At 71.3% G+C, this 17,394-nt stretch carries 13 protein-coding genes; 7 read left to right on the top strand and 6 right to left on the bottom strand.

All coding sequences use genetic code 11. The annotated features are described in order from the left end of the window. Positions 1-157 precede the first annotated feature (157 nt). The gene (gene katG, locus ACZ4XX_RS39595) at positions 158-2,377 is read right to left on the bottom strand and encodes a catalase/peroxidase HPI (protein WP_468512660.1); all 2,220 of its coding nucleotides are present in this window, start codon (positions 2,375-2,377) and stop codon (positions 158-160) included. A gap of 171 nt (positions 2,378-2,548) precedes the next feature. Between katG and ACZ4XX_RS39590 the strand changes: the two genes are divergently transcribed. After that, the gene (locus tag ACZ4XX_RS39590) at positions 2,549-2,959 is read left to right on the top strand and encodes a Fur family transcriptional regulator (protein WP_468512659.1); all 411 of its coding nucleotides are present in this window, start codon (positions 2,549-2,551) and stop codon (positions 2,957-2,959) included. A 92-nt stretch (positions 2,960-3,051) separates the two neighbouring features. On the opposite strand, the gene tpx is transcribed toward ACZ4XX_RS39590, so the two are convergent. Then, positions 3,052-3,552, bottom strand: coding sequence for a thiol peroxidase (gene tpx / locus ACZ4XX_RS39585; protein WP_468512658.1), 501 nt, complete (start codon positions 3,550-3,552; stop codon positions 3,052-3,054). Positions 3,553-3,851: 299 nt separating this feature from the next. Between tpx and ACZ4XX_RS39580 the strand changes: the two genes are divergently transcribed. The 5 genes from ACZ4XX_RS39580 to ACZ4XX_RS39560 all read left to right on the top strand — a co-directional run bounded on the left by ACZ4XX_RS39580 (position 3,852) and on the right by ACZ4XX_RS39560 (position 9,825). Next, positions 3,852-5,075: an alginate lyase family protein gene (locus ACZ4XX_RS39580; RefSeq protein WP_468512661.1), complete on the top strand. Its 1,224-nt coding sequence runs from the start codon at positions 3,852-3,854 to the stop codon at positions 5,073-5,075. Positions 5,076-5,214: 139 nt separating this feature from the next. Beyond that, a complete protein-coding gene (locus ACZ4XX_RS39575) occupies positions 5,215-6,513 on the top strand; it encodes a ricin-type beta-trefoil lectin domain protein (protein WP_468512657.1) in 1,299 nt (432 codons plus the stop codon). Between the two features lie 158 nt (positions 6,514-6,671). Continuing rightward, positions 6,672-7,631, top strand: coding sequence for a GlxA family transcriptional regulator (locus ACZ4XX_RS39570; RefSeq protein WP_468512656.1), 960 nt, complete (start codon positions 6,672-6,674; stop codon positions 7,629-7,631). Between the two features lie 113 nt (positions 7,632-7,744). Beyond that, a complete protein-coding gene (gene gap / locus ACZ4XX_RS39565; protein WP_055601920.1) occupies positions 7,745-8,740 on the top strand; it encodes a type I glyceraldehyde-3-phosphate dehydrogenase in 996 nt (331 codons plus the stop codon). Between the two features lie 209 nt (positions 8,741-8,949). Continuing rightward, entirely contained in the window at positions 8,950-9,825 is an 876-nt protein-coding gene (locus ACZ4XX_RS39560; RefSeq protein ID WP_468512655.1) for a poly(ethylene terephthalate) hydrolase family protein, read from the top strand. Positions 9,826-9,908: 83 nt separating this feature from the next. Here the strand turns inward: ACZ4XX_RS39560 and ACZ4XX_RS39555 are convergent, their stop codons facing one another. The 4 genes from ACZ4XX_RS39555 to ACZ4XX_RS39540 all read right to left on the bottom strand — a co-directional run bounded on the left by ACZ4XX_RS39555 (position 9,909) and on the right by ACZ4XX_RS39540 (position 16,038). Then, positions 9,909-10,463 (bottom strand): HAAS signaling domain-containing protein, encoded by a 555-nt coding sequence (locus tag ACZ4XX_RS39555; RefSeq protein WP_468512654.1) that lies wholly within the window; start codon positions 10,461-10,463, stop codon positions 9,909-9,911. Further along, on the bottom strand, positions 10,460-10,831 hold the full coding sequence (locus ACZ4XX_RS39550) for a PadR family transcriptional regulator (RefSeq protein WP_383856416.1): 372 nt from the start codon (positions 10,829-10,831) through the stop codon (positions 10,460-10,462). Before ACZ4XX_RS39550 ends, ACZ4XX_RS39555 begins: the two co-directional genes overlap by 4 nt. Positions 10,832-10,927: 96 nt before the next feature. Beyond that, positions 10,928-14,017, bottom strand: a complete 3,090-nt coding sequence (locus ACZ4XX_RS39545) for a glycoside hydrolase family 3 protein (RefSeq protein ID WP_468512653.1) — start codon at positions 14,015-14,017, stop codon at positions 10,928-10,930. 71 nt (positions 14,018-14,088) lie between these two features. Next, the gene (locus ACZ4XX_RS39540; protein ID WP_468512652.1) at positions 14,089-16,038 is read right to left on the bottom strand and encodes a lectin; all 1,950 of its coding nucleotides are present in this window, start codon (positions 16,036-16,038) and stop codon (positions 14,089-14,091) included. 207 nt (positions 16,039-16,245) lie between these two features. On the opposite strand from ACZ4XX_RS39540, the gene ACZ4XX_RS39535 reads away from it, so the two are divergent. Continuing rightward, on the top strand, positions 16,246-17,256 hold the full coding sequence (locus ACZ4XX_RS39535) for a LacI family DNA-binding transcriptional regulator (protein WP_187624817.1): 1,011 nt from the start codon (positions 16,246-16,248) through the stop codon (positions 17,254-17,256). Positions 17,257-17,394 lie beyond the last annotated feature (138 nt).

The following is a 17,394-nucleotide window of genomic DNA, read 5'->3' as shown; positions in this document are numbered from 1 at the left end:
CCCCCCCCCCCCCCCCCCCCCCCCCCCCCCCCCCCCCCCCCCCCCCCCCCCCCCCCCCCCCCCCCCCCCCCCCCCCCCCCCCCCCCCCCCCCGGGCCCCTGGAGATCACACGGGGTTCAGCCCTTCACAGGCGATCACAGCCGTTCCCGGCCGGTGATCAGGCGATGTCGAACCGGTCCAGGTCCATGACCTTGACCCATGCGGAGACGAAGTCGGTCACGAACTTCTCCTTCGCGTCGTCACTCGCGTAGACCTCGGCCAGCGCGCGCAGCTCCGAGTTCGAGCCGAAGACCAGGTCGGCGCGGGTGCCCGTCCACCTGACCTCGCCGGTGGCGGAGTCGCGGCCCTCGTACGTGGTGGCGTCCTCGGACGTCGCCGTCCACGCCGTCCCCATGTCGAGCAGGTTGACGAAGAAGTCGTTCGTCAGGGACCCCGGGGTCGTGGTGAGGACACCGTGCGCGGACTGCTGGTGGTTCGCGCCCAGGACACGGAGGCCGCCGACGAGGACCGTCAGCTCCGGCGCGCTCAGGGTCAGCAGGTTCGCGCGGTCGACCAGCAGGTACTCGGCCGGAAGGCGGTTGCCCTTGCCGAGGTAGTTGCGGAAGCCGTCGGCCTGCGGCTCGAGCGCGGCGAAGGACTCCACGTCCGTCTGGTCCTGCCCGGCGTCCACGCGGCCCGGGGTGAACGGCACCTCGACGTCGAAGCCGCCGTCCTTGGCCGCCTTCTCGACGGCCGCGGAGCCCGCGAGCACGACCAGGTCGGCGATCGAGACCTTCTTGGCGCCCGCGGCGTCGAAGGAGGCCTTGACGCCCTCGAGCGTACGCAGCACCTGCGCGAGCTCGTCCGGGTTGTTGACCTCCCAGTTGCGCTGCGGCTCCAGGCGGATGCGGCCGCCGTTGGCACCGCCTCGCTTGTCGCTGCCGCGGAACGAGGAGGCCGAGGCCCAGGCCGCGGAGACCAGCTGGGCGACCGTGAGGTCGGAACCGAGGATCTTCTCCTTGAGGGAGGCGACGTCCGCGGCGTCGAGCGTCTCGCCCTCGTGCGCCGGCAGCGGGTCCTGCCACAGGAGGACCTCGGAGGGGACCTCCGGGCCGAGGTAGCGGACGGCCGGACCCATGTCACGGTGCGTCAGCTTGTACCAGGCGCGGGCGAAGGCGTCCGCGAACTGCTCCGGGTTCTCGTAGAAGCGCCGCGAGATCTGCTCGTAGGCCGGGTCGAAGCGCAGCGAGAGGTCGGTGGTGAGCATCGTCGGGAGGTGCTTCTTCGACGCGTCGTGGGCGTCGGGGATGATCGCCTCGGCGTCCTTCGCCACCCACTGGTTCGCACCGGCCGGGCTCTGGGTGAGCTCGTACTCGTACTCGAAGAGGTGCTTGAAGAAGTCGTGGCCCCACTGCGCGGGCGTGGTGGTCCAGGTGACCTCCAGGCCGCTGGTGATCGCGTCGGCGCCCTTGCCGGTGCCGTACGAGTTCGCCCAGCCGAAGCCCTGCGCCTCCAGGGGAGCGGCCTCGGGGTCGTCGCCGACGTTCTCCGCGGGGCCGGCGCCGTGGGTCTTGCCGAAGGTGTGGCCACCGGCGATGAGGGCGACGGTCTCCTCGTCGTTCATCGCCATGCGGCGGAACGTCTCACGGATGTCGCGGGCCGCGGCGACCGGGTCCGGGTTGCCGTTGGGGCCCTCGGGGTTGACGTAGATGAGGCCCATCTGGACCGCGCCGAGCGGGTTCTCCAGCTCGCGGTCACCGGTGTAGCGCTCGTCGCCGAGCCAGGTGGTCTCGGGGCCCCAGTAGACGTCCTCGTCGGCCTCCCAGACGTCGGCGCGGCCACCGGCGAAGCCGAAGGTCTCGAAGCCCATCGTCTCGAGGGCGACGTTGCCCGTGAGGATCATGAGGTCGGCCCAGGAGATGCTCTGGCCGTACTTCTTCTTCACCGGCCACAGCAGACGGCGGGCCTTGTCCAGGTTGCCGTTGTCCGGCCAGCTGTTCAGCGGCGCGAAGCGCTGCTGACCGGCGCCGGCGCCACCGCGGCCGTCGCTGATGCGGTACGTGCCCGCGCTGTGCCAGGCCATGCGGATCATGAGCGGGCCGTAGTTGCCGAAGTCGGCCGGCCACCAGTCCTGCGAGGTGGTGAGCACCTCGGCGATGTCCTGCTTGACGGCCGCGAGGTCGAGGGCGTTGAAGGCCTCGGCGTAGTCGAACTCCGCACCGAGCGGGTTCCCCACGACGGGGTTCGTGGCGAGGATCTTGAGGTTGAGCCGCTCCGGCCACCACTGGCGGTTGCCGCCGCCCTGGGTCGGGTGCGCGGCACGGCCGTGCGCGACCGGGCAGCCGCCCGTGCCCTCGGGGGCGGGGTCGGTGACGATTGCGTCGTGGTTCTCGGACATGCAAATCCTTCCGGACGGGGCGGATCGTGGTGCTCGGCCGGGGCGGGCACCAGCGGGGGTGTCTTGTGCCCGACCGGAGCCGTGGTGTGCCTTGGCTATTGCCGGAACCGATCCTACGATGGACAGAGTCCAAGTCAAGAACCACGCCAATCATCCGAAGGGGTGAGCCGAATGAGTGACCTGTTGGAGCGGCTGCGTGCGCGAGGCTGGCGCATGACGTCCCAGCGGCGTGTCGTCGCGGAGGTCCTCGCCGGCGACCACGTCCACCTCACGGCCGACGAGGTGCACGCGCGCGCCGTGGCACGCCTTCCGGAGATCGCCCGGGCGACCGTCTACAACACCCTGGGCGAGCTGGTGGCCCTCGGCGAGGTCGTGGAGCTCTCCACGGACGGCCGGGCGAAGCGGTACGACCCGAACGCGCACCACGCGCACCAGCACCTGGTCTGCTCGAACTGCGGCCTCATTCGTGACGTCCACCCGACGGGGGACCCGCTGACGGTCCTCCCGCCCGAGGAGCGGTTCGGCTTCACGGTCTCGAAGGCCGACGTGACGTACCGCGGGCTCTGCCCCGCGTGCGCCTGACGGGGTCCGCTTCGGCGGTGCCGAAACGGCGGGAGCCCCTCCACCGTGGCGGTGGAGGGGCTCCCGTGCGTCGCCGTGAGGCGGCGGCGTTCCTACTTGAGGGCGGCGAGGGCGTCCTCGTAGCTGGGCTCCTCGGCGATCTCGCCGACGAGCTGCGCGTGCAGCACGGTGTCGTTCTCGTCGAGGACGACGACCGCGCGGGCGGTCAGGCCGGCCAGCGGGCCGTCCGCGATCTCCACGCCGTAGTTGGTGTGGAACTCGCGGCCGCGGAGGGTCGAGAGGTTCTTGACGTTCTCGAGGCCCTCGGCGCCGCAGAAGCGGGCCTGGGCGAAGGGGAGGTCGGCGGAGATGCAGAGCACCACCGTGTTCTCCAGCGCGCCGATCTTCTCGTTGAACGCGCGGACCGAGGACGCGCAGGTCGGCGTGTCGACGCTCGGGAAGATGTTGAGGACCTTGCGCTGACCGGCGTAGTCCTTCAGCGACTTGTCCGCCAGACCCTCGGCGACGAGCGTGAAGTCAGGAGCCTGGCTTCCCGGGGTCGGCAGGGTGCCGTTGACCTGTACAGGGCTGCCCTTCAGCGTGACCTGGGCCATGGGGGATCTCCTTCGGACGATGTAAGTGACAACGAGGGGAATCGTACGGCGTGGTGGCCGGACCGCCGGACACGTCCGTCAGGTCGGGGCCTGTGTGACCGATCATCGATTATTCATGAGTGTGAACACTCGATGGGTTCCGCGAGTTCTGCGAGTCGATCCCGTCGATCTGCGAACGAGCCGAAGGGTGCAGTGAACAAGCATCCAGTCATCTTGACGCCTTTGGTTCAGACCTTTAGGTTCCACCCTCGACAGCCCTCAATCGTTCACATATGTGAAGAAGGAGCAACCTCATGGCCATGGCTCTACGGCGCGACGCCTCCCGTGCGAAGCGCAGGGGGAGGAGGGTGCTGCTCACCGTCCCCCTGCTGGCCGCCGCCCTCCTCGCCACCCTCGTCGCGGGACCCGGGGGAGGCAGCGCCGAAGCTGCTCCCACCACCTTCGTGCACCCCGGCGTCCTGGTCTCCCGCGGTCAGCTCGACTTCACCCGTGAGCGGGTCAACGCCGGAGCGCAGCCCTGGAAGGGCGCCTACGACCGGATGGCGGCGAGCAAGTACGCCTCGCTGTCCCGGGTTCCGAAGCCCCGCTCCGTCGTCGAGTGCGGCTCGTACTCGAACCCGAACAACGGCTGCACCGACGAGCGCGAGGACGCCATCGCCGCGTACACGCTCTCCCTCGCCTGGTACGTCACACGGGACAGCCGGTACGCCCAGAAGGCCATCGAGATCATGGACGCCTGGTCCGGGGTGATCACCGACCACACCAACTCGAACGCGCCCCTGCAGACGGGCTGGGCCGGTTCCTCCTGGCCGCGGGCCGCCGAGATCATCCGCTACACCTACACCGGGTGGCCCCAGGCCCGTGTCGACCGGTTCAGGACCATGCTGCGCAACGTCTACCTCCCCGAGGTCGCCAACGGCTCCCACTCCAACGGCAACTGGGAGCTCAGCATGACCGAGGCGGCCATCGGCATCGCCGTCTTCCTGGAGGACCGCGCCGCGTACGACAAGGCCGTGGCCAAGTTCCGCGGCCGCGTCCCCGCGTACATCTACCTGGCGAGCGACGGCGCCCTGCCGAAGGCGGCGCCGGGCAGCGGCCTCGACACGCGCGACGAGATCGTCCGGTACTGGCAGGGGCAGACGACCTTCGTCGACGGACTCACCCAGGAGACCTGCCGCGACCTCACCCACACCGGCTACGGCCTGTCCGCCATCTCGCACATCGCCGAGACGAGCCGTATCCAGGGCCAGGACCTCTATCCCGAGGTCGCCGACCGACTGCGGCACGCGCTCGGCCTCCAGGCCAAGTACGAGCTCGGCGCGGCGGTCCCGGGCTGGCTCTGCGGCGGCACCCTCAAGGACCACCTCGGGCCGGTCACCGAGGTGGGCTTCAACGCGCTCCACCACCGGATGGGATACGGGATGACGAACACCCAGAACCTCACCGAGTCCCGGCGTCCCGCGGGCACCGACAACCTCTTCGTCGCCTGGGAGACCCTCACCCACGCCGGCAACCCCGACTGACCCGAACGCGCGGGGGAGTCCGCACCTCTTGACGCCCCCTTACTTCACTTCTTAAATCATGGAGGCGCCCAAGGCTCTCGTCATGTCATGGGCATGGCAAGAGCCTGCCTTTCCCCCACACCCGACGGAAGTGAGAGTCATGCCCTCCGCCCGCTCAGCACGGCGGCCGCTGTTCACCGCCGCGACAGCACTCGCCCTGGCCGTGGCCACCGCGGCGCTCGGTCCCACCGGCCTCGCCCGGACCACCGGCCCCGCCGAAGCGGCCGCCCCCCGGAGCGCCGCCCTCCAGCCGGCGGCCGAGGCCGCCGCCGTCACCTTCTCCGACACCTTCGACGGCGCCGCGGGGCTCCCCGTGGACGGCTCGCGGTGGCAGATCGAGACCGGCGACAACGTCAGCAACCACGAGCGGCAGTACTACACGGCCGGCAACCGCAACGCCGCCCTCGACGGCCAGGGCCACCTCGTGATCACCGCCCGCAAGGAGAACCCCGGCAACTACCAGTGCTGGTACGGCCGGTGCGAATACACCTCGGCCCGACTCAACACCAGCGGGAAGTTCACCGCGCAGTACGGCCACGTCGAGGCCCGGATGAAGGTGCCGCGCGGCCAGGGGATGTGGCCCGCGTTCTGGATGCTCGGCAACGACCTCGGACAGGTCGGCTGGCCCGCCTCCGGCGAGATCGACATCATGGAGAACGTCGGCTTCGAGCCGTCCACCGTGCACGGCACCCTGCACGGCCCCGGCTACTCGGGGTCCGGCGGCATCGGCGCCGGCTACACCCTGCCCGGCGGGCAGGCCTTCGCCGACGCCTTCCACACCTTCGCCGTGGACTGGTCGCCGGGGAAGATCACCTGGTCCGTGGACGGAACCGTCTACCAGACCCGCACGCCCGCCGACCTCGGCGGCCGCGCCTGGGTCTTCGACAAGCCGTTCTTCCTCATCCTCAACCTCGCGGTCGGCGGCTACTGGCCCGGCGACCCCGACGGCTCGACCGCCTTCCCGCAGCAGCTCGTCGTCGACCACGTCCGCGTCACCACCGCCGACAGCCCGACCACCGGGGGACCGATCACCGGCATCGCCGGCAAGTGCGTCGACGTGGCCGCGGCGAACAGCGCCAACGGCACCCCCGTGCAGCTCTACGACTGCAACGGCACCGCCGCCCAGCGGTGGACCGTGGGAGGCGACGGAACGATTCGGGCGCTCGGCAAGTGCCTCGACGTCACCTCCGCCGGTACGGCCGACGGGACCCCCGTCCAGCTGTGGGACTGCAACGGCACCGGCGCCCAGCAGTGGACCGCCAACGCAGCCCGGGACATCGTCAACCTCGGATCGGGCAAGTGTCTGGACGCCGCCGGCAACAGCTCCGCCAACGGCACCAGGCTGCAGATCTGGTCGTGCGGCGGCGGCGCGAACCAGAAGTGGACGGTGACGCGCTGACCCGCTGACGTGGCCGGGCGTGGCACGCGCTGCCCCGCCCGGCCTGCTGGGGCCGGTGACGCGTTGCCCCGCCGGTCCAGGCCGGGGGTGCCGCGCCGACCCGTTGACCCGCTGAGCCGTCCGAAGGCGACGCGGACCGGCCGCCTACGCTGGTACCCGTGCCGCCCACTCCCCGCCTCCACCGCGTCGCCGTCCTCGTACTCGAAGGGGCGAAACCGCTCGACGTCGGCATCCCCGCGCAGGTCTTCACGACCCGCGCGAGCATGCCGTACGAGGTGAGGGTGTGCGGCGCGGAACCCGGTCTGGTCACCGGGGGCGACGGCCTCTCGTACGCCGTCGCCCACGGCCTCGAGACGCTCGCCTGGGCCGACGTCGTCTTCGTCCCCGGCTACCGCTTCCCCGACCGCGAGGACCCGCCGCGCGGTGTGGTCGACGCGCTGATCGCGGCCCACGACCGGGGCGCCCGCCTCGCCGCCATCTCCACGGGCGCCTTCGCACTCGCCGCGACCGGTCTGCTCGACGGCAAGCGGGCCACCACCCACTGGCACTACACCCAGGCCCTCGCGGCCAAACGCCCCCTCGTCCACGTCGACGAGAACGTCCTCTTCGTCGACGAGGGGAGCGTCCTCACCTCCGCCGGCGCCGCCTCCGGCATCGACCTGTGCCTGCACATCCTGCGCGGCGACCTCGGCGTGGCCGCCGCGAACCACGCCGCCCGACGCCTGGTCGCGGCCCCCTACCGCAGCGGCGGTCAGGCGCAGTACGTGCCGCGCAGCCTGCCCGAGCCGCTCGGCGAGCGGTTCGCCGCCACCCGCGAATGGGCTCTGCACCGGCTCGGCGAGCCGCTCACCCTCGACGTCCTCGCCCACCACGCGGCGGTCTCGGCGCGCACCTTCTCCCGGCGCTTCGTCGAGGACACCGGGTACACGCCCATGCAGTGGGTGATGCGCGCCCGCGTCGACCTCGCGCGGGAACTCCTGGAGCGCTCGGAGCGGAGCGTCGAGCAGATCGCCGCCGACGTCGGCCTCGGCACCGGAGCGAATCTGCGACTGCACTTCCAGCGCATCCTCGGCACCACACCGAGCGACTACCGGCGCACCTTCACCAAGGGCGAGTAGACCCCGCCGGGCTCTTGGCGCGATCCTTGCGGACCGTGGCGATCTCGCCTCTGTCAGGACCGTTCCCGGCGAGCGAACCTGGTGGCGACGCAGAAGTTGAAGGGACACCATTCATGACTCGCATCGCCATCAACGGATTCGGCCGCATCGGACGCAACGTGCTCCGCGCCCTGCTCGAGCGCGACACCGACCTCGAGGTCGTGGCCGTGAACGACCTGACGGAGCCGAAGGCCCTCGCGCGACTGCTCGCCTTCGACTCGACCTCGGGCCGCCTCGGCCGTCCCGTGAGCGTCGACGGCGACACCCTCGTCGTCGACGGCCGCCGCATCAAGGTCCTCGCCGAGCGCGAGCCGGCACAGCTTCCCTGGGCCGAGCTCGGTGTCGAGATCGTCCTCGAGGCGACCGGCCGGTTCACCAACGCCAAGGCCGCCCGCGCCCACATCGACGCCGGTGCCAAGCGCGTCCTCGTCAGCGCGCCGGCCGACGGTGCCGACGTCACCCTCGCGTACGGCGTCAACACCGACGCGTACGACGCGGACCTGCACACGATCGTCTCGAACGCCTCGTGCACCACGAACGCGCTCGCGCCCCTCGCCAAGGTCCTCGACGACCTGGCCGGCATCGAGCACGGCTTCATGACGACGGTCCACGCCTACACGCAGGAGCAGAACCTGCAGGACGGCCCGCACCGCGACCCGCGTCGTGCCCGCGCCGCCGGCGTGAACATCGTTCCGACCTCGACGGGGGCCGCCAAGGCGATCGGCCACGTGCTGCCGAACCTGGACGGCAAGCTGTCGGGCGACTCGATCCGCGTTCCCGTCCCGGTCGGCTCGATCGTCGAGCTCAACACGACCGTCGCCCGCGACGTGACCCGCGAGGACGTCCTCGAGGCGTACCGCACCGCAGCGGCCGGCCCGCTCGCCGGTGTCCTCGAGTACTCGGAGGACGCCCTGGTCTCCTCCGACATCACGGGCAACCCGGCCTCGTCGATCTTCGACTCGGAGCTCACCCGCGTCGAGGGCCGCCACATCAAGGTCGTCGCCTGGTACGACAACGAGTGGGGCTTCTCGAACCGCGTGATCGACACGCTCCAGCTGCTGGCCCGCTGACCCCGGACGCCACCACCGGGCAACACCGCCGCACGTCGCCCTCGCCGAACCACGGATTCGGCGGGGGCGGTGTGCGTTCTGGGCAGCTGCACAGACGGGTGGCGCGAGGTCTGGGCTCCTGCGGACAGACACCCGCCCCGGTGAGCTCGATCATGGCCTGGTCACGCTTGCGAGGACGCGCAACGTGCCGGATCCGTAAAGGAGTTCGTATGCCAGGGAGAACGAGTCGGGTGTTCGGCGGCCTTCTGCTCGCCGCCGTGATGGCCGTGTGCACCGCGCCGGGTACGGCCGGCGCGGCCGTCGACGCCGGGACCGCGGGCACCATCCCCTCCGTCGGCACCGACTGGGGCCGGACGGGGCCGTACGAGGTGGCCGTCGACATCGAGGCGGTGCACACCTTCTACTACCCGAAGAACATGGGGCAGTCGGGCGAGCGCCATCCGGTCGTGATCTGGGGCAACGGCACGGGAGCCGTGCCCGGCATCTACAGTTCGCTGCTGCGGCACTGGGCGAGCCAGGGCTTCATCGTCGCCGCGGCGAACACCCCCACCTCGAACTTCGCGATCAGCATGCGCGCGGGGATCGACGTCCTGGAGCACCGGAACGCCGACAGCTCCAGCAGGTTCCACGGCAAGGTCGACCTCGATCACATCGCGTCCGCCGGCCACTCGCAGGGCGGGGCCGCCGCCGTCAACGCGGCCGTCGACCCGCGGGTCGACACCGCTGTCCCGATCCAGCCGGGGCCGCTGACCGACCCGGACCTCATGGACGAGCCCGTCTTCTACCTGGCCGGCCAGCGCGACCTGACGGTGTGGCCGGCCCTCGTGAAGGCCCTGTACCGGGACACCGACCACGCCCCCGCCGTGTACGGCGAGGTCCGCGGCGCCGGGCACCTCGGCTCCATCGGGGACGGCGGGGACTTCCGCGCCCCGACCACCGCCTGGCTGCGCTACTGGCTGATCGGCGACGAGAACGCGCGCGGCATGTTCTTCGGTCCCGGGTGTGGCTACTGCGTCGACGGCGACCTGTGGTCAGGCTGGGACCGGAACGCCGAGGCGCTCCGGATCCCCGGGCCCGCCGCCTGACGGCGTCGACTCCGCGCGGACGACCGGCTCCGGGACGGGACCTCGTCGAAGGGGCGTCCCGGAGCCGTGCCGCTCGCCGTGCGTCAGCGACGCACGGCGCGCAGCAGGAGGGCGGCGCCGAGCACCGGGACACCCAGCGAGAACACGAGGATCAGCAGGACCTCCATCGGTCCGATCCGGGACGCGCTCCCGAGCAGCGCGCCCAGGAAGACCGCGACGGGCACGGCCACGCCGGTGGCGGTCCCGATGAGCTTCTGTCGGTTCTCCCACTGGGGCGCGCCCCACAGCAGCACCAGGGCGGCGATCAGTGCGATCGCCCCGACGTACGGTTCGAGCAGGAGGAGCACCCCGGAGGCGCCGAGCAGGACCGCGGTCAGCTTGGTGCGGCCGGGCGTGGGGGCGGCCGCCGGTCCGGCCGGGGACTCCTCGGCGAGGGCGGAGGCGGCGACGGTACGGGGCTCGCCGAGGCCGGCGAGGACGGCGCGGACCTGGTCGTCGCCCTCCGCGCCGCTGACCTCGATGTGCTCGCGGAGGTCCGCGAGCAGCTCGGCCCGGCGCTCGGCGGGCAGCTCGGCCGTCTCCCGTGCGACGGCGTCGAGGTAGGCGGCGACGAGCGGCTGCCGGTCGGTGGCGTTCATGCGGAATCCCCCTGTGGGTCGGTGAGGAAGTGATCGACGGCGTCCCTGAACAGCGGCCACGCCTGGGCGAACTCGGCGAGGGAGGCCCGGCCGACGCGCGTGAGCGTGTAGTAGCGGCGCGGCGGTCCGCTGGGGGAGTCGCGCAGCTCGGTGTCGACGAGCCCTTCGCGGCGCAGTCGCGACAGCAGGGGGTAGATCGTGCCCTGGCTGGTGGTCATGACGCTGACCGCGGAGAGCTCGGCGACGAGCTCGACGCCGTACTTCGGCTCGTCCCTGAGCAGCGCGAGGACGCAGTACTCCAGCACCCCCTTGCGGAGCTGGCTGGGGACTCTGTCGCCCGCCTCGTTCATTGCGTTACCAGGAACCATGCAATGCAAGATAGCTCGGGGAGGTGACCGGCGACAAGCCCGACCCCCGGGGTGTCGCTCTCCCCCGGGGGTCGGGCCGTCTCCCTGCGCTCTCCGTCAGCCCGCGGCCCGGTACGCCTCCGTCAGCTTCCCGACCGCGCCCGCGAGATCACCCGTGAGCAGCAGATGGTCCGCGTCGGCGAACGGCTTCGCCGTCGCCTCGGTGATGTTCTGGCCGATCCTCTTCTGCGCGATCTGCCGCGCCACCGCGACGAGCTTCCGTCCCTCGGCGGAGTCGCCCCGGCCGATCGTCTGGAGCGCCGTGGCGGCGACCCGGAGCGCCCTCAGTGCGGGCTCCCCGCCGGACGGCGCCGGGGTGAGGGTGGTCAGCCCCCAGCCGTACGGGTACTGCGGGTCGTAGCTGCTGTCCCCCACGTTGAGGGGCAGCTGGGCCTCCGACTTCGGCCAGGTCACCGGAAGCTGCCCGGTGAACGGCCGCTTGCCGTAGAGCACGTCGGCGACGCCGTCGCCCTCCGTGCCCGGCAGCCAGGACGCGACCAGGGCGTCGACGGCCGGCAGCCGGTCGCCGATGAGCTGCGGCCGTCCCGACACGACCAGGACGGCGCACGGCATCGCCGCGCAGACCTTGTCGACCGCGGCCTTGTCGGCGGCCGTCAGCTCGAGGTCGTTGCCGTTGCCCACGTCACCGAAGCCCTCCGCGTACGGGGTCTCGCCGACCACCACCACGCCGACGTCGTAGCCGTCGGTCGGCGCGGAGGCGTCCTTCGACCAGCCGATCCCGGCCTCCGGCGCGGCCTTCCGCATCGCTTCGAGGATCGTCGTTCCGGTCGTGGTGCGACCGGACGAGCCCTGCCAGCTGATGGTCCAGCCCCCGGCCTGGTTGCCGAGGTCGTCGGCGTTCGACCCGGCCACGTACACCTTCTGCGAAGGCTTCAGCGGCAGGACGGAGCCCTCGTTCTTCAGGAGGACCTGCGACTTCGCCACGGCCTCCCGCGCCACCGCGCGGTGCTCGGCCGAGCCGATCGACGGCAGGTTCGTGGTGTCCGCGTACGGCTTCTCGAAGAGGCCGAGGCGGAACTTCTGCGTCAGGATGCGGGCCACCGCGTCGTCGACCCGCGCGGTGGAGATCCGCCCGGCCTCGACCTCGGAGGTGAGCGTCCGGGTGAACTCCTGGTAGTTCGTCGGCACCATGATCATGTCGAGACCGGCGTTGATCGAGGTGCGCACATCGCTGGGGTAGTCGCCGGGAATCTGGTCGATGGCCTGCCAGTCGCTGATGACGAAGCCCTCGAAGCCCATGCGGTCCTTGAGGACGCCGTTGATCATCTCGGCGTTGGCGTGCATCTTCACCGGACCCTGCTCGTCCCCGAGGATGTCGAGCGAGGAGTACGAGGGCATGACCGTGCCCGTACCGCGCTTCACCGCCTCCGCGAACGGTGCCAGGTGCACGGCCTCCAGCTCCGCGCGGCTGACCTTGGTGACACCCTGGTCGATCGTGTACGAACCGGTGGTCGACGAGCCGAAGGCGGTGCCGCCGTCACCGACGAAGTGCTTGGCGCTGGTGAGGACCTTGTCCTTGCGGTCGAGGTCCTTGCCGTTGCGCGCGCCCTGCATGCCGTTGATGACGGTCTCCATCGCGGTGACCAGCGCCGGGTCCTCGCCGAAGGCCTCGTAGGAACGGCCCCAGCGCTCGTCACGGGTCACGCAGAGGCACGGGGCGAAGTCCCAGGGCACGCCCGTCGCCCGCACCTCCTTCGCCGTGACGGCCCCGGTCCGCGCGGCGAGGTCCGGGTCACGGCCGGCGCCGATGCCGATGTTGTGCGGCATGATCGTCGCGCCGATGACGTTGTTGTGCCCGTGGACCGCGTCCACGCCGTAGATCAGCGGGATCTGGTGGCGGGTGGCCTGCGCGCGCAGCTGGTACGCGTCGACCATCGCCGCCCAGGCCTCGGGCGTGTTGGGGGTCGGGACGGAGCCGCCGCCGGAGAGCAGGGACCCGAGCGCGTATCCGGCGATGTCGCCCTGGGCCCGCAGCGCGTTGCGCTCGGCCTGCGTCATCTGGCCGACCTTCTCCGCCAGGGTCATCCGGGAGAGCAGATCGGCGACCCGCTTGCGTACCGGCAGCCTGGCGTCGAGGTACGGCAGGCCGTGCGCGTTCACCACGACCAGCGGGTTCTCGGCGGGCGCCTTGGCGCCGTCGACCGTGAGCCGCAGCGGAATCGTCTCCGCGGCCTCGGCCGAACCGTCCTTCAGGGTCTGCACGGTGATCGACCGGGTCGTACCGGAGGGCGTCCCCGCGGGGAACACCACGCTGCCCGTGACCGGCCGGTAGTCCTTCCCCGGCTCGGCCCCTCCCGGCTCGGTGCCGCCGCTCTCCGTCTCGTACGTCACCGTGACCGGCTCACCGATCGGCCCGGAGCCGGTGGTGGCGACCGAGACGTCGACCCGGGCGCTGCCGCCCTCGTCGACGGGGTGCACGACCGACTCCGTGACCACCTTGGTGTTCAGGGCGGGCTCCGCCGTGCCGTACAGCTCGACGCCGTCCAGGGCGAACGCCCCCGGCCCCCCGGTCGGGAGCGTGACCGCGTACCCCCACATCCGGTCGAGGCCGAGGACCTGGTCGATACCGCCGACGGGCTGGTAGTCGGTCCGGTACAGGAACTCCGAGAACGGGACCTCGACGAGGTGCCAGCCCTCCCAGTCGTCGGTGAAGGAGGTCGTCCACAGCTCGGACGCCTCGCCGTTCGCGCCGCCGTCCTTGAGCTCCAGGGCGATCCGCTTGCCCGAGCCGGGCGGCAGCGGTGCCGTGTTCTGGCCGTACCACCAGAACCGGATGCCCCTGTACGCCGTCCAGTCGTGCGCCGGCTGGTCGAAGGCGAAGTCGTGGGTGAAGCCGCCCCAGCCGCTGATGTCGTAGCGGCCTTCGAGGACCTTGCCGCCCTCGGGGGCGTCGGCGCGCTCCCTCAGTTCCAGCTTCGGGTGCGACTCGGTGGCGTTGCCCCAGGTGAACAGGCCCTCGGCGGGTGGTGACGCGAAGGGGACCTCACCTTCGAACCGGTCGACGGCTCGGGGCGCGGGTTCCTGGGCGGCGGCGCTCGGGAGGCCGCCGGTGAGCAGACCGGTGAGGACGGCTGTCGTGGCGACGACGGCCGCGCTCACCGTTCTGCGGGGACGTGCGGGTGGCATTCGGGCTCCTTGAAGGGCCTGTGCGGGGCCCCTGTGCGGGGGAGGGGACGGAAGGGGTGGGAGGCGGCGGATCAGGCCGCGTTGTGGGTCCACTTCTGGTTGGCCCCGCCGGTGCAGGTCCAGATCTGCGCCCGGGTCCCGTCGGCGGAGGAGTTGCCGGTGATGTCCAGGCACTTGTTCGCGCCCGTGTTGACCACGTCGCGCGTGGTGGCGTTGTACGTCCAGCGCTGAGCCGCGGTGCCGTTGCAGTTGTACAGCTGGACCTGGGCGCCGTCGGCCGTCGAACCGCCGGTGACGTCGAGGCACTTGCCGAGCGCACGGACGCTGCCGTCGGCGCCGAGCGTCCAGCGCTGCGCCTCGGTGCCGTTGCAGCCGTACAGCTGGACGGGCGTGCCGTCGGCGGTGGCGCCGCCGGCCACGTCGAGGCACTTGCCGGCCAGACCGGTGAGCGTGCCGGTGCCGCTCTCGCCGCCGCCGGTCGTCCCCGACCAGGTGAAGGTCGCGGTGGTGCGGGCGGGCAGGGAGTACGTGAAGGACTGGCTGCCCCAGTCGACCCGGACGGACTGGGCGGAGGTGCCGCCGTTGTGGGCGATCAGCGCCTTGGAACCGTCGGAGTTGCGCCAGGCCACGTTCTGGACCGTGCTGTTCGCGGTGGAGTCGATGCGGTACGCGCCGGGCCTCACGAACTTGGTGAGGTGGCCCGTCGTGTAGTACTCGACCGTGTAGTCGACCTGTCCGGCCCGGGCGCCGCCCTCCTGCACGGTGATGAGACCGGTGCAGGTGCCGCAGCCGCCGTTGTGCGGGCCCATGTTCTGGTTGAGCCCCAGGCTCCATTTGACCAGGCTGCCGCTCCAGTTGCGGGCGTAGTTGACGATGTCGCTCATGTCCTCGTTGTGCTGGTTCCCGATCCAGGTGCCGCCCGAGTGCTCGGTGCTGAACTGCTTCACCGAGGGGTACTGGTTGTGGACCTGGGTGCCCACGGCCGGGTCGCCGGCGTAGCCGTGCCAGGCGATGCCGCCGAACAGCGGATCGTTGCGCACGCCCGCGTCGTTCAGGATCCCGGCGCCGAAGTCGGCGTAGTCGCCGTAGTTCCAGTCGTGGACGAGGACCTTCGTGGTGATGCCCGCCGCCCGGAAGGCCGGGTAGACGTGGTTCTTGGTGAACTCGACGAGCCCGGCGGGGTTCCAGCTCATGCCGGGGTAGTTCATGGCGGTCGGGTTGCCGGCCTGACAGCAGTTCGGCTCGTTCTGCACGGAGAGGTAGTCGACCTTCACCCCGGCGGCCTGGTAGCTCTGGACGTACTTCACCAGGTACTGGGCGTACAGCGGGTAGTACTCCGCCTTCAGCCAGCCCATCTGGTCCATCCGGCCGTTGTCCTTCATCCAGCCCGGCGCGCTCCACGGTACGCCCTTGACGCGGAGGGCGGGGTTCAGCTGCTTGGCCTGCGCGGTCAGCAGCCGGACGTCGGTGTCGTAGCCGTTGGAGCCGAAGTCGGCGAGGGTGCAGCAGGTGTCGTCGAGGGAGACGTTCCCGGGCCGGGAGAGGTCGGAGGCGCCGATCGGGTTGCGGACGAAGGAGAGTCCGATGCCCTGGGTCGGCGAGAACAGCTTGCGCATCACGTCGTCACGGGTGGCGGCGCTGACGGCTCCGCCGCGCAGCAGATGGGCGGTGGTGTCGGTGATCGACGCGCCCCCGCCCTCGAACTGCTGGTAGGTGGTGTTCTCGTTGACGGTGATCGTGTGGTTCGCGGAGCCGCCGGCCGGGCCGAACGAGAGCGGTGCCTGCTGGGCGAGACCGCGTGTGACGGTACGGCCGCCGGAGTCGGAGGTGGTGGTGAGCCAGACGTCGACCCGCTCGCCGGCGGCCTGGGCGGTCCCGGGCCCGGTGAGGATCAGGCTGCCGGCGACGAGGGCGCCGGCGGTGAGCGCGGTGAGCGGCCGGAGGCGGCGGGTGCGGAGCCCGGCTGCCGCTCGTCGCTCTCGTCTCTCCACTCCCCGCCGGAGGAACGTGCGTACACGCATATGTGTGTTATGCACCTGACAACCCTTTCGCCGTCTCGCGCTCAACGGGCAACAGCAGCAAGCCTTTTATCAAGGCCTGAAGTTATGAGGCCCCCTTCGGCCCGTCAACCCTTCAAGCGTTGTCGGCTCTCATCGGTTGCGTTCGTTCACCGCAAGAGCTTGGCAACGACGCAACTCGCTTGCGAAGTTTGCGATACTCTTGCGTTCATGACGCGACGACTTGCTCAAGTGGCCAAGAAGGTGGGAGTCAGCGAGGCGACGGTCAGCCGTGTCCTCAACGGAAAGCCCGGTGTCTCCGAGGCGACACGGCAGTCCGTCCTCACCGCGCTCGACGTGCTCGGATACGAGCGGCCCACACAGCTGCGGGGCGAGCGCGCGCGCCTGGTCGGCCTCGTGCTGCCGGAGCTGCAGAACCCCATCTTCCCCGCGTTCGCGGAGGTGATCGGCGGCGCGCTCGCGCAGCAGGGACTGACCCCGGTCCTCTGCACCCAGACCAAGGGCGGCGTCTCCGAGGCGGACTACGTCGACCTCCTGCTCCAGCAGCAGGTGTCCGGAGTCGTCTTCGCCGGAGGACTGTTCGCGCAGGCCGACGCCCCGCACGACCACTACCACCAGCTCGCCGAGCGCAACATCCCGGTGGTCCTGATCAACGCCTCCATCAAGGGGCTCAACTTCCCCTGCGTCTCCTGCGACGACGCCGTCGCCGTCGAGCAGGCCTGGCGCCACCTGGCCTCCCTCGGGCACGAGAGGATCGGCCTCGTCCTCGGCCCCAGCGACCACGTCCCCTCGCGCCGCAAGCTCGAGGCGGCCCGGGCCGTGGCCGAGGCCGCCGGCGGAGAGCTGCCGGACGAGTACGTCGTACGGTCGATCTTCTCCCTCGAAGGCGGGCAGGCCGCCGCCACCCGCCTCCTGGAGCGGGGCGTCACCGGCATCGTGTGCGCAAGCGACCCGCTCGCCCTCGGCGCCATCAGGGCCGCCCGCCGCCGAGGCCTCTCGGTCCCCTCGCAGGTGTCCGTCGTCGGCTTCGACGACTCCGCCTTCATGAACTGCACCGAGCCGCCGCTCTCCACCGTGCGCCAGCCCATCGAGGCCATGGGGCGCGCCGCCGTCGAGCTGCTCTGCGCCCAGATCCAGGGCACGCAGACCGACCCCGGTGAGCTGCTGTTCGAGCCCGAACTCGTGGTGCGCGGCTCGACGGCGCCGCCGCCGACCGTCTGACCCCTTCGCTCACCGTTCCTCGGGGGGGGGGGGGGGGGGGGGGGGGGGGGGGGGGGGGGAGCGGGGGGGGGGGGGGGGGGGGGGGGGGGGGGGGGGGGGGGGGGGGGGAGGGGGGATGGGTGGGGGCGGGAGGGCGGA

This window comes from Streptomyces sp. NPDC029956, assembly GCF_055574655.1.
Note: the sequence above shows the minus strand (reverse complement) of the source record. Positions and strands in the feature narration are given on the sequence as shown.